This is a genomic window from Pseudomonas sp. CFII64 (genome assembly GCF_000416235.1).
Taxonomy (GTDB): Bacteria; Pseudomonadota; Gammaproteobacteria; order Pseudomonadales; family Pseudomonadaceae; genus Aquipseudomonas.
Genome location: NZ_ATLO01000044.1, coordinates 23,103 through 44,486 on the forward strand (window position 1 = coordinate 23,103; position 21,384 = coordinate 44,486).

General features: G+C 60.0%; 14 protein-coding genes and 1 other RNA gene. 8 read left to right on the plus strand and 7 right to left on the minus strand.

The annotated features are described in order from the left end of the window. Positions 1 to 6: 6 nt before the first annotated feature. Genes xdhC through xdhA form a run of 3 tightly spaced genes read right to left on the minus strand, consistent with a single transcriptional unit; the run spans position 7 to position 4,761 of the window. A complete protein-coding gene (xdhC, locus tag CFII64_RS20700) occupies positions 7 to 846 on the minus strand; it encodes a xanthine dehydrogenase accessory protein XdhC (RefSeq protein WP_020292793.1) in 840 nt (279 codons plus the stop codon). Continuing rightward, positions 843 to 3,314 (minus strand): xanthine dehydrogenase molybdopterin binding subunit, encoded by a 2,472-nt coding sequence (gene xdhB / locus CFII64_RS20705; protein ID WP_044901592.1) that lies wholly within the window; start codon positions 3,312 to 3,314, stop codon positions 843 to 845. The genes xdhC and xdhB overlap by 4 nt, the downstream gene beginning before the upstream one ends. Continuing rightward, positions 3,307 to 4,761: a xanthine dehydrogenase small subunit gene (gene xdhA, locus CFII64_RS20710; RefSeq protein WP_020292795.1), complete on the minus strand. Its 1,455-nt coding sequence runs from the start codon at positions 4,759 to 4,761 to the stop codon at positions 3,307 to 3,309. The genes xdhB and xdhA overlap by 8 nt, the downstream gene beginning before the upstream one ends. 274 nt (positions 4,762 to 5,035) lie before the next feature. Between xdhA and CFII64_RS20715 the strand changes: the two genes are divergently transcribed. From CFII64_RS20715 to CFII64_RS20735, 5 genes are all read left to right on the plus strand, one after another. Next, entirely contained in the window at positions 5,036 to 5,695 is a 660-nt protein-coding gene (locus tag CFII64_RS20715; protein ID WP_020292796.1) for a GntR family transcriptional regulator, read from the plus strand. A 4-nt stretch (positions 5,696 to 5,699) separates the two neighbouring features. Beyond that, positions 5,700 to 9,188, plus strand: coding sequence for a chromosome segregation protein SMC (gene smc, locus CFII64_RS20720; protein WP_020292797.1), 3,489 nt, complete (start codon positions 5,700 to 5,702; stop codon positions 9,186 to 9,188). Between the two features lie 251 nt (positions 9,189 to 9,439). Then, positions 9,440 to 10,279 carry a cell division protein ZipA gene (gene zipA, locus CFII64_RS20725; protein ID WP_020292798.1) on the plus strand — a complete coding sequence of 280 codons (840 nt, stop codon included), beginning with the start codon at positions 9,440 to 9,442 and terminating at the stop codon, positions 10,277 to 10,279. A gap of 153 nt (positions 10,280 to 10,432) precedes the next feature. Next, entirely contained in the window at positions 10,433 to 12,796 is a 2,364-nt protein-coding gene (gene ligA, locus CFII64_RS20730) for an NAD-dependent DNA ligase LigA (RefSeq protein WP_020292799.1), read from the plus strand. A 165-nt stretch (positions 12,797 to 12,961) separates the two neighbouring features. After that, entirely contained in the window at positions 12,962 to 14,128 is a 1,167-nt protein-coding gene (locus tag CFII64_RS20735) for a putative zinc-binding metallopeptidase (RefSeq protein ID WP_020292800.1), read from the plus strand. 146 nt (positions 14,129 to 14,274) lie between these two features. On the opposite strand, the gene CFII64_RS20740 is transcribed toward CFII64_RS20735, so the two are convergent. Further along, complete coding sequence (locus CFII64_RS20740; RefSeq protein WP_044901596.1) at positions 14,275 to 14,760, minus strand: GNAT family N-acetyltransferase; 486 nt, start codon at positions 14,758 to 14,760, stop codon at positions 14,275 to 14,277. A gap of 295 nt (positions 14,761 to 15,055) precedes the next feature. Between CFII64_RS20740 and ffs the strand changes: the two genes are divergently transcribed. Together ffs and CFII64_RS20745 are read left to right on the plus strand one after the other, a co-directional pair. Continuing rightward, positions 15,056 to 15,152: signal recognition particle sRNA small type (gene ffs / locus CFII64_RS29445), an RNA gene on the plus strand. Between the two features lie 143 nt (positions 15,153 to 15,295). After that, the gene (locus CFII64_RS20745) at positions 15,296 to 15,835 is read left to right on the plus strand and encodes a DinB family protein (RefSeq protein ID WP_020292802.1); all 540 of its coding nucleotides are present in this window, start codon (positions 15,296 to 15,298) and stop codon (positions 15,833 to 15,835) included. Positions 15,836 to 15,980: 145 nt separating this feature from the next. Here CFII64_RS20745 and CFII64_RS20750 read toward each other — a convergent pair whose 3' ends face one another. The 3 genes from CFII64_RS20750 to CFII64_RS20760 form a co-directional block, all read right to left on the minus strand. After that, a complete protein-coding gene (locus tag CFII64_RS20750) occupies positions 15,981 to 16,475 on the minus strand; it encodes an N-acetylmuramoyl-L-alanine amidase (protein WP_020292803.1) in 495 nt (164 codons plus the stop codon). Between the two features lie 104 nt (positions 16,476 to 16,579). Further along, entirely contained in the window at positions 16,580 to 18,256 is a 1,677-nt protein-coding gene (gene acpA, locus CFII64_RS20755; protein WP_020292804.1) for an acid phosphatase, read from the minus strand. Positions 18,257 to 18,323: 67 nt separating this feature from the next. Next, positions 18,324 to 19,094 carry an ABC transporter substrate-binding protein gene (locus tag CFII64_RS20760; protein ID WP_020292805.1) on the minus strand — a complete coding sequence of 257 codons (771 nt, stop codon included), beginning with the start codon at positions 19,092 to 19,094 and terminating at the stop codon, positions 18,324 to 18,326. A gap of 164 nt (positions 19,095 to 19,258) precedes the next feature. On the opposite strand from CFII64_RS20760, the gene dnaX reads away from it, so the two are divergent. After that, a complete protein-coding gene (gene dnaX, locus CFII64_RS20765) occupies positions 19,259 to 21,373 on the plus strand; it encodes a DNA polymerase III subunit gamma/tau (protein WP_020292806.1) in 2,115 nt (704 codons plus the stop codon). The last annotated feature ends 11 nt before the right edge of the window (positions 21,374 to 21,384 follow it).

Sequence of the window (21,384 nt, forward strand, 5' to 3'; positions counted from 1 at the left end):
ACAATCTCATTGGGCCTGGCTGCGGCGCGACACCGGCAGCAGTTTGGCGATAGGTTCGGCACTTGAACTGTGCTGGCCGAAATTGACGTTGTAGGTGGCGATCACCTCGGCGGCGATGGACACGGCGATTTCGATGGGCAATTTGCCCTTCACTTCGGCCAGCCCCATGGGGCAGCGCATGCGTTGCAGCAAGGCCGCATCGAAACCCCGGTCACGCAAACGGTGCTCGAATTTGACCCGTTTGGTCTTCGAACCGATCAAGCCGAAATAGGCAAAATCGCCGCGCTTGAGAATGGCGGCGGTCAGCTCCAGATCCAGCTGATGGTTGTGGGTCATGACGATGCAATAGCTGCCGCTGGGCAATGCGTCGATCTCATCCAGCGGGTCTTCGCTGACGATTTTGTGCACGCCGTGGGGAATCTGCGTCGGGAATTCCTGCTCGCGGGAGTCGATCCAGCGCACCCGGCAGGGCAGGCTGGCCAGCAGCGGCACCAGGGCGCGGCCGACATGTCCGGCGCCAAACACCGCGATGTGCGCTTGCGGCTGGCCCATGGGTTCAAACAGCAGCACGTTCACGCCACCGCAGCACTGGCCGAGGCTCGCGCCCAGGCTGAAGCGTTCCAGTCGGGTGTTCTGACTGCCACCGGCGAGCATTTCCCGGGCGATTTCCATGGCCTTGTATTCCAGATGCCCGCCGCCGATGGTGTCGAAAATCTGCTCGGCGCTGACCACCATCTTCGAACCGGCATTGCGCGGCGTAGAGCCGCGCTCTTCGATGATGGTCACCAGCACGCAGGCTTCGCCCCGGCTTTGCAGTTCGGCGAGGGCGCTGATCCAGTTGTTCATGCTGAATCCCCTGTTGGAGCGAGGCTTGCCCGCGAAGGCAATCTTTCGGCCTCAGAAAATGTTGCTGATGCACTGGCCTCTTCGCGGACAAGCCTCGCTCCAACGGGTTTCGGGTGAGTCAAGCGGCGCATCTGCTCACACCCCCACAACACCCGCTCCGGCGTGGCGGGCGCGTCGATTTTTGGTTGATGGCGATAATCCGCAAGGCTTGCCACCGCGTCCTTGATTGCACACCACGCGGCGATGCCCAGCATGAACGGCGGCTCGCCGACAGCCTTGGAATGGAACACCGTGTCTTCCGGATTCTTGCGGTTTTCCACCAGCTTGACCCGCAGGTCCAGCGGCATGTCCGCCACGGCCGGAATCTTGTAACCCGCCGGGCCGTTGGTCATCAGTTTGCCCTTGGCGTTCCAGACCAGCTCTTCGGTGGTCAGCCAACCCATGCCCTGAATGTAGCCACCTTCAACCTGGCCGATGTCGATGGCCGGGTTCAGCGAGGCGCCGACGTCATGCAGGATGTCGGTGCGCAGCATCTTGTATTCGCCGGTCAGGGTGTCGACGATCACTTCAGTGCAGGCCGCGCCAAACGCGAAGTAATAGAACGGCCGCCCGCGGGCCTGACTGCGGTCGTAGAAAATCTTCGGCGTCTTGTAATAGCCAGTGCTGGACAGTGAAACCTGGCCCATCCACGCCAGTTGCGCGAGGGATTCGAACGACAGAATCTGCTCCCCGGCGCGAACATGGCCATTGCGAAACTCCACGTCCGCTTCCTCGACCTTGAAGTGCCTGGCGGCGAACTCCACCAGACGCTGCTTGAGGATTTCCGCTGCGTTCTGCGCCGCCTTACCGTTCAGGTCAGCGCCACTGGACGCGGCAGTCGGCGAGGTATTCGGCACTTTGTCCGTGTTGGTCGCGGTGATCTGGATGCGGTCGATATCGACCTGAAACACCTCGGCGACGACCTGAGCAACCTTGACGTTCAAGCCCTGGCCCATTTCCGTGCCGCCGTGGTTCAGGTGAATGCTGCCGTCGGTGTAGATATGGATCAGCGCCCCGGCCTGATTGAGAAAGCTGGCGGTGAAGGAAATGCCGAATTTTACCGGCGTCAGCGCCAGGCCTTTCTTGAGGATCGGGCTATTGGCGTTGTAGCTACGGATCGCTTCACGACGCGCCGCGTACTGGCTGCTTTCTTCCAGTTCGGCGGTCATCTCTTCGAGCATGTTGTGTTCGACGGTCTGGTAATAGTGGGTAACGTTGCGCTCGGTCTTGCCGTAGTAATTGGCCTTGCGCACTTGAAGCGGGTCTTTGCCCAGATGGCGGGCGATGGCGTCCATCACTTCTTCGATGGCGACCATGCCTTGCGGCCCGCCGAAGCCGCGATAGGCGGTGTTCGAGGCAGTATTGGTCTTGCAGCGATGGCCATTGATGGTGGCGTCGCCCAGGTAATACGAATTGTCGGCGTGGAACATCGCCCGATCGACAATCGACGCCGACAGGTCCGGCGAATAGCCACAGTTACCAGCCAGTTCCAGCTGAATGCCATGCAAGCGGCCATCGTTGTCGAAGCCGACGTCGTACTCGATATAGAACGGATGGCGTTTGCCGGTCATCAGCATATCCTCGACGCGGGGCAAGCGCATTTTGGTCGGCTGCCCGGTCAAGCGGGCGACCACGGCGCATAAGCACGCCGGGCTTGCAGCCTGGGTTTCCTTGCCGCCAAAACCGCCGCCCATGCGGCGCATGTCGACGACGATCTTGTTCATCGACACATCAAGCACTTCCGCGACCAGCTTCTGCACTTCGGTGGGGTTTTGCGTCGAACAGTAAACGATCATGCCGCCATCTTCGGTGGGCATCACCGAGGAAATCTGCGTTTCCAGATAAAAATGTTCCTGGCCGCCGATATGCAGATTGCCCTGGATACGATGGGTTGCAGCGGCCAGCGCGCCAGCCGAATCACCTCGTTGATGGGTGTGGCTGTCGAGCACGAAATGCTTGTTGCGCAGCGCTTCGACCACATCCAGCACCGGTTCAAGGTCTTCATATTCAATGACCGCCGCCATCGCCGCCTCGCGGGCAATGTCCAGGCTGCGCGCGGCAACGGCAATCACCGGCTGGCCGACGAACTCCACCTTGTCGATGGCCAGAAGAGGATCGCCAGGCAACAGCGGGCCGATGTCTTTCAGGCCGGGAATGTCTTCATGAGTGATGGCAATGCGCACGCCTTCGAAGGCGTAGCACGGCGTGACGTCGACGCTGACAATGCGCGCATGGGCGCGGTCCGACAGGCGTGCGTACACATGCAACTGATTGGGGAATTCCAGGCGATCATCGATATACACCGCCTCGCCGGACACATGTTTGTCAGCGCTGTCATGCTTGACGCTGCGGCCGACGCCGGTGGTCAGGTCCTGCTGAAACAGGGCGATCATTTCAGCCTGGGTTTTTGTTGCTGGATGGTTAGACATAATCAGTCACCCGCGTTTCGATGTGCGGCGATTGCAGCTCGATGAAGTATTTGCGCAACAGGTTCTGCGCACTCAACAAGCGGTACTCCTTGCTGGCGCGGAAATCCGACAGCGGTGTGAAGTCCTCGGCGAGTGCCGCGCAGGCGCGCTCGACCGTGGCGCTGGTCCAGGGCGCGCCAATCAGCGCCTGTTCACAGGCCGCCGCGCGTTTCGGGATCGCCGCCATGCCGCCAAAAGCCACTCGCGCATCGGCGATGGCGCCGTTTTCGATGTGCAGGCGAAACGCCGCGCACACCGCAGAAATATCGTCGTCCAGGCGTTTTGACACCTTATAGGCGCGGAACGCCTGTTTGGCATTGGCTTTGGGCACGATGATCTTCTCGATGAACTCGCTTTCCTGACGCGCGGTCACCCGGTAATCGATGAAGTAGTCTTCCAGCGCCAGGCTGCGACGCGTGTCGCCCTTGCGCAACACGATGTGTGCGCCGAGGGCGATCAGCAGCGGCGGCGAATCACCAATCGGCGAGGCGTTGCCGATATTGCCGCCCAGCGTGCCTTGGTTGCGGATCTGCAACGACGCGAAGCGCTGCAGCAATTCGCCGAAATCCGGGTACTCGGCAGTCAGCGCGGCGTAACAGTCGGTCAGCGACGTGGCGGCACCGATCTCCAGCCGGTCGTCGAAATGTTCGATGCGCTTGAGGTCGGCGACGTTGCCGACGTAGATCATCACCGGCAGCGGACGATGAAACTGGGTGACTTCCAGCGCCAGATCGGTGCCGCCCGCCAGCAGCCGCGCTTGCGGGTAAGACTCATAAAGTTGCGCCAGATCGGCGACTGTCAGCGGCACCAGACAGCGCTTGTCGCCGCTGTTCAGCTCGCCGGTTTCCTTGGGCGCAATGGTGCGCAGGCGGGTGATGGTTTCAGCCTGGCGCTGATCGAATTGATCAGGTTGGCGATTGGCGCAAGATTGTTCGGCGGCGGCGAGGATCGGTCGATAACCGGTGCAGCGGCACAGATTGCCGGCCAGCGCTTCGTGGGCCTGATGCGAGTCGGCCTGGGTGCTGTTCTTTTGCAGGGCAAACAACGACATCACAAAGCCTGGCGTGCAGAAGCCGCATTGCGAGCCGTGGCAATCGACCATGGCTTGCTGAACGCTGTGCAGTTGGCCTTGATGTTTGAGGTCTTCGACGCTGATCAATTGTTTGCCGTGCAGCGAAGCCACGAACGTCAGGCATGAATTCAGGCTGCGATAACGCAAGCTCTGTTGGCCTTGTTCATCATCGGCCAACTCGCCGACCACCACGGTGCAGGCCCCGCAATCACCGCTGGCGCAGCCTTCCTTGGTGCCGGGTTTATGCAGGTGTTCGCGCAGGTAATTGAGGACCGTCATGTTCGGGTCCAGAGTCTGCTCGGTGCGCAGCTCGTTGTTTAAAAGAAATTGGATCACGGAAGGTCCTCTGCACATTTTTTTTGTAATCGAACATGACGCTGAATCTATCAGCTCTGACTTTTCGGTCAATAAATATTCTGACCTTTGAGTCAGGAAAAATCACTTTTCGGTCATTTGCCGATTAACGGTGCGCTCCGGTTGCAATAAACAGATACGACGCTGTCCAACGTTTTGCTTATTTCGTGCCAGTTTCACCACGCATGGCCCTGCGCCATGGGCCTTGGTTGCGATACACTTCGCGGCTTGGTTTTAACAAGTATTTAGGATAGTCATGACGTTCAAGGCGCCGGACAGCCTCGCCGAGCAAATCGCTCATCATCTTGCCGAGCGCATCATCCGTGGTGAACTCAAGCCCGGGGAGCGCATTCAGGAACAAAAAGTCACGCTGGCACTGAACGTCAGTCGTGGTTCGGTGCGCGAAGCACTGCTGATTCTCGAACGCCGCCATCTGGTGGCGATCCTGCCGCGCCGTGGCGCACAGGTCACCGAACTCAACGCGCATAACGTACAAAGCCTCTGCACGCTGATGAGCGAGTTGTACATTCTGCTCGCCCTGGCCGTGGCCGAACGTTGGCAGGAACCGGCCGATCTGGCGCCGTTCCTGCAAATCCAGCAGCGCCTGATTGCCAGTTTCGAGCGCGGGGACGTCAAAACCTTCGTCGAAGACAGCTTCAATGTCATGCGCGCCGCGTTCCCGTTCGCCGACAATCCCTACCTGCAGGAAACCGTCGAGAATCTGCAGCCTTCCATGAGCCGCAGCTATTTCCTGGCGCTGGAACAACGCAAGGCCGACATGAACGAATACCTGACGCTGTTCGCGCAGTTGCTGGATGCCGTTGTGGCCCGCGATGCCGCGCAGATTCGCGTCGTGCTGACCCGTTACGGTCAGCGCAGTTGCCAATTGGTGCTGTCGGCGTTGGGAGCGAGCTGACCCCATGCGTCTGAAGTGCATCAAGCTGGCGGGGTTCAAATCCTTCGTCGACCCCACCACGGTGAACTTCCCCAGCAACATGGCGGCAGTTGTAGGCCCTAACGGCTGCGGCAAATCCAATATCATCGACGCCGTGCGCTGGGTCATGGGCGAAAGCTCGGCCAAGAACCTGCGCGGCGAGTCGATGACCGATGTCATCTTCAACGGCTCCACCAGCCGCAAACCGGTTAGCCAGGCGAGTATCGAACTGGTGTTCGATAACTCCGACGGCACGCTGGTGGGCGAGTACGCCAGCTATGCGGAAATCTCCATTCGCCGCAAAGTGACCCGCGACAGCCAGAATACTTACTACCTCAATGGCACCAAGTGCCGTCGTCGGGACATCACCGACATCTTCCTTGGCACCGGCCTGGGCCCGCGCAGCTACTCGATCATCGAGCAGGGCATGATCTCCAAGCTGATCGAAGCCAAGCCCGAAGACCTGCGTAATTTCATTGAAGAAGCGGCGGGCATCTCCAAGTACAAGGAGCGCCGCCGCGAAACAGAAAACCGCATCCGCCGCACCCACGAAAACCTCGCCCGCCTGACCGACCTGCGCGAAGAGCTGGAGCGTCAGCTCGAACGCTTGCATCGCCAGGCCCAGGCCGCCGAGAAGTATCAGGAATACAAAGGCGAAGAGCGCCAGCTCAAGGCCCAGTTGTCGGCCTTGCGCTGGCAGGCGTTGAACGAGCAGGTCGGCCAGCGCGAAGCGGTGATCGGCAATCAGGAAGTGGGTTTCGAGGCTTTGGTTGCCGACCAGCGTAGCGCCGACGCGAGCATCGAGCGCCTTCGAGACGGGCATCACGACCTGTCCGAGCGATTCAATCTGGTGCAAGGGCGCTTCTATTCGGTGGGCGGCGACATCGCGCGGATCGAACAGAGCATCCAGCACGGCCAGCAGCGCTTGCGCCAATTGCAGGACGACCTGCGCGAAGCCGAGCGCGCGCGGCTGGAAACCGAATCGCATCTGGGGCACGACCGCACCTTGCTGGCGACCTTGGGCGAAGAGCTGGAGATGCTCGAGCCCGAGCAGGAAATGACCAGCGCCGCCGCCGAGGAATCCGCGGCTTCCCTGGAAGACGCCGAAACCGTGATGCATGGCTGGCAGGAGCAATGGGAGACGTTCAACCAGCGCTCTGCCGAACCCCGGCGTCAGGCTGAAGTGCAGCAATCGCGCATCCAGCAGCTGGAACAGAGCATGGAACGCCTGGGCGAGCGTCAGCGGCGTCTGGGCGAAGAGCGTCAGTTGCTGGCCGCCGCGCCGGAAGATGCGGTGATTCTGGAACTCAGCGAAGACCTCGCTACCCGGGAAATGACCCTCGAAGAATTGCACATCGGCGAAGAGCAGGCCGTCGAACGCGTCGAGCAATTGCGCAGCGAACTGCAACAGGCCAATCAGGCCCAGCAACAGGCGCAGGGCGAACTGCAACGTCTCAATGGGCGATTGGCGTCACTGGAAGCCTTGCAACAGGCGGCTTTGGACCCGGACACCGGCACCGCTGAATGGCTGCGCGAGCACGATCTGGCCGAGCGTCCGCGTCTGGCTGAAGGCTTACAGGTCGAGGCGGGCTGGGAACTGGCGGTGGAAACCGTACTCGGCGCCGATTTGCAGGCGGTCCTGGTCGATGACTTCGACGGGCTGGATCTGGCCGGTTTTCAGCAGGGCGACTTGCGTCTGGTCAATCCAGCGGCGGACGCCGTGCGCATCCCCGGCAGCCTGCTGGAAAAGGTCGACAGCGCCATGGACCTGTCGATCTGGCTCGGCCAGGTCAAACCGGTGGAAACCCTGGACGATGCCTTGGCCCTGCGCGCGCAGCTCGCCGCCGGGCAAAGCCTGATCAGTCGCGACGGTTATTGGGTCGGCCGGCATTTCCTGCGGGTGCGGCGTGCCAGTGAGGCACAAAGCGGCGTGTTGGCCCGTGGCCAGGAGTTGCTGCGGCTGGGCCTTGAGCGCGATGAGCGCGAAGCGACCTTGGCCGGTCTCGAAGAGCAACTGCTGACCTTGCGCGAACAACAGTCGTTGCAGGAAGAAACCCGGGAACAGCTGCGTCGTCGTGTGCAGGAAGAAACCCGGCAGCAAAGTGAACTCACTGCGCAGCTGTCGGCGGCCAAAGCCAAGGTCGAACAGCTGACCTTGCGCCGCACGCGTCTGGACGAAGAGCTGGCCGAACTGGGCGAGCAGCGCGCCATCGAACACGAAAGCCTTGGCGAATCGCGCCTGCAATTGCAGGACGCACTGGACGCCATGGCGCTGGATACCGAACAGCGCGAGCTGCTCCAGGCTCAGCGCGACAGCTTGCGCGAGCGTCTGGATCGCGTCCGTCAGGAAGCCCGGCAGCACAAGGATCATGCTCATCAGTTGGCCGTTCGTCTCGGCTCGCTGCGGGCGCAGCACGACTCCACGCGCCAGGCGCTGGAGCGGCTGGAAATGCAATCCGAGCGCCTGACTGAAAAGCGCGAACAACTCAATTTGAATCTGGAGGAGGGCGAAGCGCCTCTGGAAGAGCTGCGGCTCAAGCTTGAAGAGCTGCTCGAACGGCGCATGGTCGTCGACGACGAAATGCGTACCGCGAAAATCTCCCTGGAAGACGCCGACCGGGAATTGCGCGACGCCGAAAAACGTCGGACCCAGGCCGAACAGCAATCCCAGTTGCTGCGCGGGCAGCTGGAGCAGCAACGCATGGAATGGCAGTCGCTCACGGTGCGGCGCAAAACCCTGCAGGATCAATTGCTCGAAGACGGTTATGACTTGCACGGCGTGCTCGCGACGCTCACGCCACAAGCCAATGAAAAAGACGCTGAAGAAGAGCTGGAACGCATCAGTGTGCGCATTCAGCGCTTGGGCGCGATCAACCTCGCGGCGATTGACGAGTATCAGCAGCAGTCCGAACGTAAACGCTATCTGGACGCACAAAACGCCGATCTGGTGGAAGCGCTGGATACCCTGGAAAACGTGATTCGCAAGATCGACAAGGAAACCCGCAACCGCTTCAAAGAGACCTTCGATCAGATAAATAGCGGAATTCAGGCACTTTTCCCAAAAGTTTTCGGTGGTGGCTCCGCTTATTTGGAACTGACGGGCGAAGATTTACTCGATACAGGGGTGACAATCATGGCGCGTCCCCCAGGCAAGAAGAACAGCACCATTCATTTGTTGTCCGGTGGCGAGAAGGCTTTGACCGCGTTGGCTTTGGTTTTTGCCATTTTCAAACTCAATCCGGCACCGTTCTGCATGCTCGACGAAGTGGACGCACCGCTGGACGATGCGAACGTCGGACGTTATGCCAGACTGGTTAAGGAGATGTCGCAGACAGTGCAGTTCATTTACATCACCCACAACAAGATCGCCATGGAAATGGCGGATCAACTGATGGGTGTAACCATGCACGAGCCGGGCTGTTCGCGGCTGGTGGCGGTGGATGTGGAGGAGGCGATGGCGTTGGTGGATGCCTGATTTGCGGAGCGTTCGAGGCGCGAAAATGGTGCTTTGATAGCGCGTTATGCAGAGGTCTGTGCGGTAGATAACGCTTCTGGCGCAAACCAGATGTATCAGACGGTGTAAAGTTGCCTTTGGTCGTGCTAGCTTAATGTCCACTTTTTCTTTTCGCGTGGGCAAATTGCCAGTCAGAACATAGACTTGGCACCACGTTTTAAAGGGGTTTAGGCCCTTATTTTCAGCATTCTTTATTAGAGGCACGGGATTACATGGAAATCGGTCTGCGCGAGTGGCTGATCGTCATCGGCATTATTGTCATTGCCGGTATTCTTTTCGATGGCTGGCGCCGTATGCGCGGCGGCAAGGGTAAATTGAAATTCAGGCTCGACCGGAGCTTTTCCAACCTGCCGGACGATGATGAAACCACGTCCGCCGAGGTGCTGGGTCCGCCGCGCGTGTTGGATACTCACAAGGAACCGCAACTCGACGAGCATGACCTGCCGTCGATGAGTGCCAGCCCGCGTGACAACAAACGCAGCAACAAGCGCAAGGACGAGCCGCAGCAGGGCGACCTGAACCTCGATCTGGATGGCCCGAGCCTGTTTACCGGGCGCGACGACGAGTTCCCGGACGACAAGCCCAAGCAGCGCATCACCGAAGACAAGGATTTGCCGCCGGTGGAAGAAGTGCTGGTAATCAGTGTGATTGCCCGTGACGAAAGCGGCTTCAAAGGCCCGGCCTTGCTGCAGAACATTCTGGAAAGCGGCCTGCGTTTCGGCGAGATGGACATTTTCCATCGCCACGAAAGCATGGCAGGCAATGGCGAAGTGCTGTTTTCCATGGCCAACGCGGTCAAGCCGGGCGTTTTCGATCTGGACGATATCGACCATTTCAGCACCCGCGCCGTGAGCTTCTTCCTTGGCTTGCCGGGCCCGCGTCATCCGAAGCAGGCGTTTGATCTCATGGTCGCTGCGGCTCGCAAGCTGGCTCATGAACTCAACGGTGAACTGAAAGACGACCAGCGTAGCGTCATGACCGCGCAGACCATCGAGCATTACCGTCAGCGCATCGTGGAATTCGAACGCCGCGCGTTGACCCAGCGTCGTTGATCTGGGGTGTTCAAGCCCTTTAACCATGGCCCGTAGGACCGGCTTTAACCGGGAGGGCATTCTCGCGGCTAAAGCCGCTCCTACGCAGTGACCTCAAGCGCATAAACATTTGAGCAGCCCAGGCTGCTCTTTTGCATTTCAAGAGAACACCGAATGAAAGCCGCCGAAACCCGAATCCTGGAACTGCGTGCAGAGCTGGATCAACACAACTATCGCTACCACGTCCTCGACGAGCCGAGCATTCCCGACGTGGAATACGACCGGTTGCTCCACGAGCTCAAGGCGCTGGAAGTCGAGAACCCGCATCTGGTCACCCCGGATTCGCCCACCCAGCGGGTCGGCAGCGCGGCTCTGTCGGCGTTTACTCAAGTGCGTCATGAAGTGCCGATGCTCAGCCTGGGCAACGCCTTCGAAGAAAACGACATGCGCGAGTTCGACCGCCGTGTCACCGAAGGCCTCGATCTGCCGGTGGGGGATTTGTTGAGCGACGGCGCCAAGGTGCAATACAGCTGCGAGCCGAAGCTCGATGGTCTGGCGGTCAGTCTGTTGTATCGCGATGGCGCGCTGGTGCGTGGTGCAACCCGAGGCGATGGCACCACCGGCGAAGACATCAGCGTCAACGTGCGCACTGTGCGCAATATCCCGCTCAAGTTGCATGGCAGCGGCTGGCCGCAGACTTTGGAAGTGCGCGGCGAAGTGTTCATGTCCAAGGCCGGTTTCGAGCGGCTCAACGCCAGCCAGTTGGAAGTGGGCGGCAAGACCTTCGCCAATCCGCGTAACGCCGCGGCTGGCAGCCTGCGTCAGCTGGATTCGAAGATTACGGCCAATCGTCCGCTGGAATTCTGCGCTTATGGTCTTGGCCAGGTTTCCGAGGAGTTCGCCGACACGCACATCGGCAACCTGAATCAACTGAAGAAATGGGGCATGCCGGTCAGCCGCGAGCTGAAGCTGGCCAACGGCATCGATGAATGCCTGGCGTATTACCACGACATCGGCGAGCGTCGCCTCGCGCTCACTTATGAAATCGACGGCGTGGTATTCAAGGTCAACAATCTGGCTTCCCAGCGCGAACTGGGGTTCCGCGCCCGCGAGCCGCGTTGGGCTATCGCCCATAAATTTCCGGCCATGGAAGAGCTCACCGAACTGCTGGACGTCGAGTTTCAGGTGGGTCGTACCGGCGCGGTCACGCCGGTTGCGCGTCTGAAACCGGTCAAGGTCGCCGGCGTGACCGTTGCCAACGCCACCCTGCACAACATGGACGAAGTCGCGCGTTTGGGATTGATGATCGGCGACACCGTGATCATTCGCCGCGCGGGCGACGTGATCCCGCAAGTCGTGCAAGTGGTGCTTGAGCGACGCCCGGAAAACGCTCGTGCCGTAGAAATTCCCCTGACCTGTCCGGTATGCGGCTCCCATGTGGAGCGCACGCAGCTGATCAAACGCAGCAAAGGCAGGGAAACTGTCAGCGAAGGCGCGGTGTATCGCTGCGTAGGGCGTCTGGCCTGCGGCGCGCAGCTCAAACAGGCAATCATTCACTACGTTTCGCGTCGGGCGATGGACATTGAAGGTCTGGGCGACAAGACCATCGAGCAATTGGTGGACGAGAAGCTCATCGGTTCCCCGGCCGATCTTTACGCCCTGAAGTTCGAGCAGATCGTCGATCTGGAAGGCTTCGCGGAAATCTCCAGCAACAAGCTGCTCAAGGCCATCGAAGACAGCAAGCGCCCGACCCTGGCGCGCTTCATCTACGCGCTGGGCATTCCGGATGTCGGCGAGGAGACCGCCAAGGTGCTCGCGCGCTCTTTGGCGTCACTGGAACGGGTCAAGCAGGCGTTGCCGGAAGTCCTGACCTATTTGCCGGATGTCGGCCTGGAAGTGGCCCACGAGATCCACAGCTTTTTTGAAGATGAGCACAACCGTAACGTCATCGACGCGCTGCTGGGTGAGCGCGGCCTGGAATTGCAGGATCAGGGCGAGCTGGGCGCGGAATTCGCCGCCAGCGCGACCCTGGGGGGCTTGATCGACAAACTGAACATCCCGGCGGTCGGCCCCGGTGCGGCGCAGAAGCTGGCCGACAAGTTCGGTTCGCTGCAGGCGGTGATCGAGGCTGACTGGCTGGACATGCGCCAGGCGTTGCCCGAGAAGCAAGCCAAGGCCGTACGTGACTTTTTCGACGACCCTGAGCGCGCCGCGCGCGGCCTGGCCATCGAAGCGCAGCTCAAAGACTTCGGCATGCATTGGCAGAGCGAGAAAAAGGTCGTTGAAGGCCTGCCGTTGGCCGGACAGACCTGGGTGCTGACCGGTTCGCTGGAGTTGATGAGCCGCGACGTCGCCAAGGAAAAACTCGAAAGCCTCGGCGCCAAAGTCTCTGGTTCGGTTTCCGCCAAGACCCATACCGTAGTCGCCGGGCCGGGTGCTGGATCGAAACTGACCAAGGCCAATGAACTGGGCTTGAAGGTGCTGGATGAAGAGGCGTTTGTGGCGTTTCTTGCCAAGCATGGCATCAAGGCGGATTGAGTGGTCTACGTCGGGTGGCGAGACCGTAGGACCGGCTTTAGCCGGGAGGGCGCTCTCCCGGCTAAAGCCGGTCCTACGGACCTCGCGGGATCTGTACTTTGTTAAATCATGGAACGACCGCAAACGCCGATGATCTAGTGCTTGCACGCTCACGAGGAGATCGTCATGTACCGGTTTTTCGAGCAACTCAGTTCACGTATTGCCGCGCCATTTGTCAGTGAAACCAAGCGCGCCAGCAAGGTTTGGCAGTGCCGCTGCGGGCAGTCGATCTTCTTTCCCAATACTCAGTGCCTGTCCTGTTCCGCAGCGCTGGGCTATTTGCCGGAGCAAGGCCGCCTCTGCACGCTGGAGCCTGGCCCTGAAGAAAGCACCTGGCGCTTGAGCGACGAGCCCGGCGCCGGACTGTATCGGCGTTGCGCCAACCTCAGCACTCCAGCGGCCTGCAATTGGCTGTTTCCCGAGCACAACAGCGGGGAATTCTGCATCGCGTGCAGCCTTAACCGGACCATCCCCGATCTGTCGATAGCGGAAAATGGCGAGCGCTGGTGCAAGGTCGAAACCGCCAAGCGCCGACTCGTGGCGCAGTTGATTTCACTGGGCTTGCAGGTCATTCCGAAAACCCGGGACGAAGAGCGCGGTCTTGCTTTCGATTTTGTCGGCGTGGACCTGGAAGGCAAGCTGCCTACTACGGGCCATGCCAATGGCTTGATCACGCTGGATATCAAGGAAGCGGACGACGATCATCGCGAGAAGGTTCGGGTGCAGATGCATGAACCTTATCGGACCTTATTGGGACATTTCCGACATGAGGTCGGGCATTACTACTGGGATCGCTTGATCGCCGACACGTATTGGCAGGATGGTTTTCGTAACCTGTTCGGCGATGATCGCGCCAGTTATGCCGATGCCCTTGATCACCATTACCAGCATGGTGCGCCAGCGGACTGGCAGCAGAGCTTCGTCAGCGCCTACGCCACCATGCACCCGTGGGAAGACTGGGCGGAAACCTGGGCGCATTACCTGCACATGATGGATGCGGTCGATACCGCGCTGGGCTTTGGCATGAGTGCCCGGGACATGGATCTGGATTACCAGCCATTCCCGCTGGAAACCCTGTACGACCCGCAGCACCCCGGCGGCCCAGCCTTCCTGTCGTTCGTCAACGCCTGGATCGAACTGGCGGGCATGCTCAACGAACTGTCACGCAGCATGGGCCAGCCGGATTTCTACCCGTTCGTGCTGTCGCCGGCGGTCATCACCAAGCTGCATTTCATCCATCTGGTGATTCAGGATGCTGGCGGCAAGGCGGATGAGGTGTTGCAGGCGCAGTGATTGCTATTGATCTCTGTAGGAGGGGACTTGTCCCCGAAAGGCGGTGGCTCAGACAACGTTAACCTGTCGGATTTTCGTTGTCAGGACCAGCGCATTCGGGGACAAGTCCCCTCCTGCCGGTCGTGTAGGCAGGGCCAGTTTGGCTCCTACACAGTCAGCACCAAACGTCGCTCATACCCGATTCGGCCTTTGTACGCTTCGCCGGTATCGATCCAGCCCTGGCCGAGATACAGATTCAGCGCGGGCAGATTATCGGCGTCCACCGAGAGCATTATTTGCTGGATATCCGGCCATTTGGCCCGAACGGCGGCTGGCAAGCCCTGCAAAAAAACCTTTCCCAGCCCTTTGCCTTGCATGCGTCGATCAATCTGCAGAGCATGCAGCGTAGCCGAGCCTTGGGTCGCCCAAGCCGGTAGAAACTCCCCACGTTTGAGCATGAAGAATCCTACCGGCTGGTCATCCTCCAACAGGACGAATCCTTCAATATCAGCGGTCGAGCGGACCAGCAGCGTATTCAACGCGCAGTAGATATCCCCCGAAAAGGGCACTTGCTCGGGCAAAATCTCCAGCCCATCAAGCTGTTTTCGCTGAGTTTCAGTCAGCGTTTGATAACTCACAACCTGGTTTTTCATCATCGATCAAAGGCGCCGTCTGACAGGAAATGTAGCCAGTGCGCATTATGGCAATGAGTGCAAACGCCCGCTCAGGTTAAACACCTGCTTTTCAACCGCCGCCAACGTGTCGCCTGACTGAGTGATGACGGGCGCGGGCGCGTGTGGCGAATCGGCAGGGAGCAACCCGGCGCGCAGCCGTCACACAAGTGCTTGAGCGCTATCGAGTTTTTTATCCGGATAACGGGTTGTAACTTCGCGTCAGACCGGTACAATGGCGCGGCTTGCCGACAGGCGAGCGTCGTTATGGTGACCCCATCGGTCCCCCCGCAACGATTACCCGTGAACCTGGTCAGAGCCGGAAGGCAGCAGCCACAGCGGGAACATTGTGTGCCGGGGTGTGGCTGGTGGGGTTGCCTCCATAACGCCCCTTCGCAATACCCGAATCCTTTCGCTGCACCCCTCTAGATAATCTCGCCTCCGGCAGTACCATGCACAGCATCGTCCAGACTCATCAGCGTCTCGCATAAAGCTACTTCGCCATGGGAATTGTGCCGTGAACCGACTCCAACATTTGCAGCTGATGGCCGACTACAACCGCTGGATGAACGAAAAGGTTTACCAGGCTGCGGCCGGCCTTCCCTGCGACGAACTGCGCGCCGACCGCAAGGCATTTTTTGGTTCGATCCTCGGAACGCTGAATCATCTGGTTGTCGCCGACACCATTTGGCTCAAGCGCTTTGCCCAACATCCGGCCGGTCACCCAAGCCTTGAGCTGGTCAAGCATCTGGAAGACCCGCAGGCGCTCAATCAGTTGCTGTTCACCGACCTGCAAGCGCTGCTGGCCCGACGGCAGCTGCTTGATCAAGTGCTTGTGGCGTGGACGGCAGAATTGTCGGAAGCCGATCTAGATACGGTTTTGTCGTACAGCAACACGGCGGGCATCAAGGCCGACAGAAATTTCTACGGCCTGCTGACGCACTTATTCAATCATCAGACGCACCATCGCGGGCAGGCAACGACGCTGCTTTCGCAAGCAGGCGTCGATGTCGGTTCCACGGATTTGCTGACACTGGTGCCCAATTCCATTGCCTGAAACAGCGTGCGTTGGAGATTCCATGTTCGCGGGCCAGGACGCAGGAATCTGTAGGACCGGCTTTAGCCGGGAGGGCGGTAGGTCTGATGATGCAATTGCTGCGAATGTACCTGCCTCCTCCCGGCTAAAGCCGGTCATCCGGTATCTACAGGTTCTTCAACCACTGCGCCACATCAAACGACGGACACGCCTTGATGAACTCGTTCGGGGTGATTTTGCCGTCGCCGTTCTTGTCGGGTGACAGGTCGCGATGGCCCAGAATCCGCGCCTGCGGATAACGTGCCTTGAGTTTGCTCAGCAGGGCTTGCAGCGTGGCGAATTGTTCCGGGGTGAAGTTGTTCTCGGGCTTGTTGTTCGCATCCACGCCGCCTGCCAGACAAATGCCGATGGAGTTAGCGTTGTGTCCGCGCACATGGGCGCCCATGGTGTGTTCCGGGCGACCGTTTTCCAGCTCGCCGTTGCGGCGGATGACGAAGTGGTAGCCGACAGTGTCGAAGCCGCGCTGGATATGCCATTGGGTGATGTCGCGCACGCCGATGTCGGCTGAGGCTTTGGTCGCCGAGCAGTGGACGACGATCAGATCAGTGCTGTCGCGATCCTTGAGAGTTGAGGTCGGATGGGTTGCTGTTGCCAGGTTCATACCTGCATTCCTTGCAAGATTATTGGAACCTTGTAAGGAATACGCTTGGGACATAAGGCACAAGTCGGCTGCTTGCCTCGGCAGCCGACAGAGTTGTCAGCTCCTTATGTGGGAAATTGCAGCGCGTTGGTCAAGTCGCCCATTGGCGCCTGGCCACGCGCGATCATCGCGTTGTCCCGCTCCTGGAGGCCGTTGAGCTTTTCCAGGCCGTGAATACGTGTAATCAGACGCAGGATCGAGGCGGTGTCGTACACCGTGTGATCCACCGTGCCTTTGCGGGCGAACGGCGAAACCACCAACGCCGGCACGCGGGAGCCCGGTCCCCAGCGGTCGCCTTGGGGCGGCGCAACATGGTCCCACCAGCCGCCGTTTTCATCCACGGTGATGACGATCACCATGTTTGGCCATTGCGGGCTGTTGCGCAGCACCTTGATGACGCGGTCGATGTGCCGGTCGCCAGCGGCGATATCGGCGTAGCCGGCGTGCATGTTCAGATTGCCCTGCGGTTTGTAGAACGTGACCGCCGGCAATTTCCCGGCTTCGGCGTCGGCGAGGAATTTATTGCTGCGCGATTCATCGCCAAGACCGCCATCGCGCAGGCGCTTGTTGCGTTCAGCCGGGTTCTGCGGACCTTGCTGGACGAAGTAGTTGAATGGCTGGTGGTGGTACTGAAAGTTGGGGATCTTCGGGATGCCGGTGGAATCCTTGAATTGGTCGAGGGTGACTTGCCAGGCACCGGCGTACCACGCCCAGTCGACATTTTTCTGGCTCAGCTTGTCGCCGATGTGTTCATGGCTTTGTGGCACCAGCACGTTAGGCAGGTCCGGTTTGGAGTAGTCCGGTTTTTCCGGGTCGCGCAGCCAGGTTGGCCAATACGGTGGGGCCAGCGTGTTGACGCCATAGCCGTCTGGCGTCAGCGCGCTGGGGCCGAATTGCGGTGGCCCGGTCATGGCGCTGGCGGGGGATTTCTCCAGCGGTTTGAGCCGTGTGTCGCGGGGGTTGTCGCTTTCCAGTGCGGCGATCTGCGATTTCGCCACTGAAGTTGCAGCGCTCGGATAGAACGGCGCAGTGGCTGCAACCAGGTACTGGTGGTTCAGGAAAGAGCCGCCGAAGGCGCCCTGAAAGAAGTTGTCGCACAGCACGAATTCCTTGGCGACGTCCCACAGGCGCAACGAATACTGGCTTTGCGCGTAATGGCCCATGGTCAAGCCGCCCGCATCGGCCCAGGCGACGAAGCGGTCATTTTTGCCGCCGTTGATTTGCATCTGATTCTGATAGAACACATGCCACAAGTCCCTGGTCACCAGGCCGAACGGCAAGTCCTCGCCATCCAGTCCTTTGAGCGGGTAGGGTGCGTTGGTCAGGTTTTCCTGGAATTGGCCGCCAACCGGATAGGTGACGCCATCGACGGTCTGCGGTCCCACCTGCAACACGCCGCCCCAGGCGGGCGGCAGGCTTTGCAGCAGCGAGCCGTCACGATCACGCTGCTGATAATCCTCGGGCTTGAGCGCGGAGAGCGGCTTTTCCACCCCCGGATAGTTGCCGAACAGATTGTTGAAGCTGCGATTCTCGGCGTAAATCACCACCACGGTTTTCACGTTGTCGCTTAGTGCCTTGTCCAGCGCTGCGCCGCTGAGCGGTGGCATTGTCGCTGCAGTCCCAAGCGCGTCGGCTTTTACGTAGCTGCCAAGCGTCGCGCTGGCGCCCAACACGGCGACGCCGCCGAGGAAGCGCCGTCTGCTGACGTCGGGTTTGGTGGTGTCGTCCGGGTGGTCGCTCATGCTGATGGATGCTCGCTGCGAAAGTGTTGCAGGATGTTTCGCAGGAGCCTAGCGAGGCTGTATGACGTTATTGCGACAGTGAGATGCCCGCTGCGGGCAAGGGCGCGGTGTATTTATCGATGATGCGCTGCAACTCGCCGGATACCGACATGCGCACTAGCACGCGCAACAGGCGCTGCACCGGAATATCCGGATCGTTGCGCACAATGCAGCCTGCCGGTTGCTCGGTAAGTTGAGTCACGGCGCGCAGCGGTGGGTCGCCGGGATTGTTGCGGTTGTACCAGTCCAGAGCCATTTTATTGGCCACTGCATATTGATAGCGCCCGACCGCCAGTTTCTTCAGGACCTGGTCCTGGTTACGGGCGTCTTCGCGAATCAGTTCTTGGCGGTTGAAGAAGGGTTGCAGCACCGGATAGCTATAACCCAGGACTGCACCGACCACTTCGCCCGGCGGGAGTTGTGCGGGCCCGGTGATGCTGCGGTCTTGATTCACGGTGACCAGCACGTCGCGCTGGATCAGGATCGGCAGGCTCCAGGTGTAATCCCCCGAAAGCCCCGCCGTCCAGGCCTGCGCCGCGTAGCACCGGACATTGACTTCGCCGCGCTCCAGCGCCGCCTGAACGCGCAGTCGGGGCAGCACGTGATATTCGGCAGTACGCCCGACCTGCGCCGCGAGGCTCTGCATGATGTCGAACAGAATCCCGTCATTGGGCTGGTTGTTGACGATATTCACCAGCGGCATTGACCAGCTGTCGGCGATAGAGAAGCGCAGGGGCGTCTCAGCGGCGAAGCTGGAACTGGAAACCACCAGCAAAATGCTCAAGACCAGTTCGCGCATGCAGCCTTCAGGGTGAGCAATATGAGGCTGATAATAGCCAGCTTATCGGCCGATGTGACATTCATTTGAGGGGCAAGGGAAGATAAGAAATGACACCAGATGCAATTTTGCCCCTGCTCCGCTAGCATTAGCGGTCTTCCGCTTCCCAGTTGCGACGGTTTTCGATGAGTTATCAGGTTCTTGCACGTAAATGGCGTCCGCGCTCGTTTCGCGAAATGGTCGGCCAGACTCATGTGTTGAAGGCCCTGATCAATGCGCTGGACAGTCAGCGGCTGCACCATGCCTATCTGTTCACCGGCACGCGCGGGGTGGGTAAAACAACGATAGCGCGGATCATAGCCAAATGCCTGAACTGCGAAACCGGCATTACTTCGACGCCGTGTGGGGTGTGTTCGGTATGCCGGGAAATCGATGAAGGCCGCTTTGTCGACCTGATCGAAATCGACGCCGCCAGCCGCACCAAGGTCGAGGACACCCGTGAACTGCTGGATAACGTGCAGTACGCGCCCAGTCGCGGACGCTTCAAGGTCTATCTGATCGACGAAGTGCACATGCTGTCCAGTCATTCGTTCAACGCACTGCTCAAGACCCTCGAAGAGCCGCCGCCGTACGTCAAATTCATTCTGGCGACCACTGATCCGCAAAAACTGCCGGCAACGATCCTCTCGCGCTGCCTGCAGTTCTCGCTGAAGAACATGACCCCTGAGCGCGTGGTCGAGCATCTGACTCACGTGCTCAGCGTGGAAAACGTGCCATTCGAAGACGATGCGCTGTGGCTGCTGGGTCGCGCCGCCGATGGTTCGATGCGCGATGCCATGAGCCTGACCGATCAAGCGATTGCCTTCGGTGAAGGTAAAGTCATGGCCACCGACGTGCGCGCCATGCTCGGAACGCTGGATCATGGTCAGGTGTTCGACGTCCTGACCGCGTTGATCGATGGCGACGCCCGCAGTTTGCTGGAAGCGGTGCGCCATCTCTCCGAGCAGGGCCCGGACTGGAACGGCGTGCTCTCGGAAATTCTCAATGTGCTGCACCGCGTCGCCATCGCCCAGGCACTGCCCGAAGCGATCGATAACGGGCATGGTGATCGTGATCGCGTACTGGCGCTGGCCCAGGCGTTGCCCGCCGAAGACGTACAGTTTTATTACCAGATGGGCCTGATCGGCCGTCGCGATCTGCCTCTGGCGCCTGATCCGCGCGGCGGCTTTGAAATGGTCCTGCTGCGCATGCTGGCGTTCCGGCCTGCGGACAGTCTGGATGCGCCGAGACAGCCGTTAAAGTCAGTGGGGATCAATCAGGCCACAGTTGATTCCCGACCAACAGTGGCCGGTGCGGCAATTGTCGCACCGGTAATAACGGCTTCTGCTGTCGTTCCCGTGCTTGAGCCTGTGGTTGAAAAACCAGCTGCAGCGGTGATCGAAGCTGCGCCCGCGCCAGAAGTTGACCTGCCGTGGAACGAGCCCAAGGCAGCGCCGCCAGCCATAGAACTGGCGGAAGAGATTCAGACCGACCCGGAAGCCGAGCCCGCTCCCGTTCAGGAATCCGTTCCGGAACCGGTGCTCGATACCGTGGCCGAGCAGCCCGAGCAGCCCGAGCTGACGCCGATGCCGACTCCGGCACCCGCGACACCGGTGCCTGATGCGCCTGAAGTTGCAACAGCGCCGCCAGAGATCGCGGCCATGGAAGCGATCCCGCAGCACGCCTACGTGCCTGCGCCCATGGATCGCGACGACGAACCGCCGATGGACGACGATTATGTCGAGCCGGATGTGGATATCGATCCGGCGTCCTACAGTTATCTTGACGAGCTGGCGCACGAAAGCGTCGCCGAAGAGGTCGAAACAGAACCGGCTCCGGCATTGAATCCGGCAACCGGTCTGGCGCTGGAATGGCTGCAGATGTTCCTCAAACTGCCGATTTCGGGCATGACGGGCAGCATCGCCGCCAACTGTACGTTGATCGCAATGGACGGCGACGATTGGCTGCTGCATCTGGACCCTGCGCACAGCGCGCTGTACAACGCGACTCAGCATCGTCGCCTGAACGACGCGTTGAATCAGTTCAGCGGCCGGACCCTCAACTTGCGTGTCGAGTTGATCAAGCCTGAGCAGGAAACCCCGGCCCAGGCAGCTTCGCGTCTGCGCGGCGAGCGTCAACGGCAGGCCGAGGCGTCGATCCACGGTGATCCGTTCATCCAGCAGATGCTGCAACAGTTTGGCGCGGTGATCCGGGAGGATACGATTAAACCTGTAGATGCCCCGGTGGCTCAGACTCTTTAACAGACAGCGTG

Excerpts from the sequence above, each read along its gene's own strand:
- CFII64_RS20750 (WP_020292803.1), bottom strand. The coding sequence starts at position 16,475 with ATGAACCTGGCAACAGCAACCCATCCGACCTCAACTCTCAAGGATCGC.
- smc (WP_020292797.1), top strand. The coding sequence starts at position 5,700 with ATGCGTCTGAAGTGCATCAAGCTGGCGGGGTTCAAATCCTTCGTCGAC.
- dnaX (WP_020292806.1), top strand. The coding sequence starts at position 19,259 with ATGAGTTATCAGGTTCTTGCACGTAAATGGCGTCCGCGCTCGTTTCGC.
- ligA (WP_020292799.1), top strand. The coding sequence starts at position 10,433 with ATGAAAGCCGCCGAAACCCGAATCCTGGAACTGCGTGCAGAGCTGGAT.
- CFII64_RS20740 (WP_044901596.1), bottom strand. The coding sequence starts at position 14,760 with ATGAAAAACCAGGTTGTGAGTTATCAAACGCTGACTGAAACTCAGCGA.
- CFII64_RS20735 (WP_020292800.1), top strand. The coding sequence starts at position 12,962 with ATGTACCGGTTTTTCGAGCAACTCAGTTCACGTATTGCCGCGCCATTT.
- acpA (WP_020292804.1), bottom strand. The coding sequence starts at position 18,256 with ATGAGCGACCACCCGGACGACACCACCAAACCCGACGTCAGCAGACGG.
- CFII64_RS20715 (WP_020292796.1), top strand. The coding sequence starts at position 5,036 with ATGACGTTCAAGGCGCCGGACAGCCTCGCCGAGCAAATCGCTCATCAT.
- zipA (WP_020292798.1), top strand. The coding sequence starts at position 9,440 with ATGGAAATCGGTCTGCGCGAGTGGCTGATCGTCATCGGCATTATTGTC.
- CFII64_RS20760 (WP_020292805.1), bottom strand. The coding sequence starts at position 19,094 with ATGCGCGAACTGGTCTTGAGCATTTTGCTGGTGGTTTCCAGTTCCAGC.
- xdhB (WP_044901592.1), bottom strand. The coding sequence starts at position 3,314 with ATGTCTAACCATCCAGCAACAAAAACCCAGGCTGAAATGATCGCCCTG.
- xdhC (WP_020292793.1), bottom strand. The coding sequence starts at position 846 with ATGAACAACTGGATCAGCGCCCTCGCCGAACTGCAAAGCCGGGGCGAA.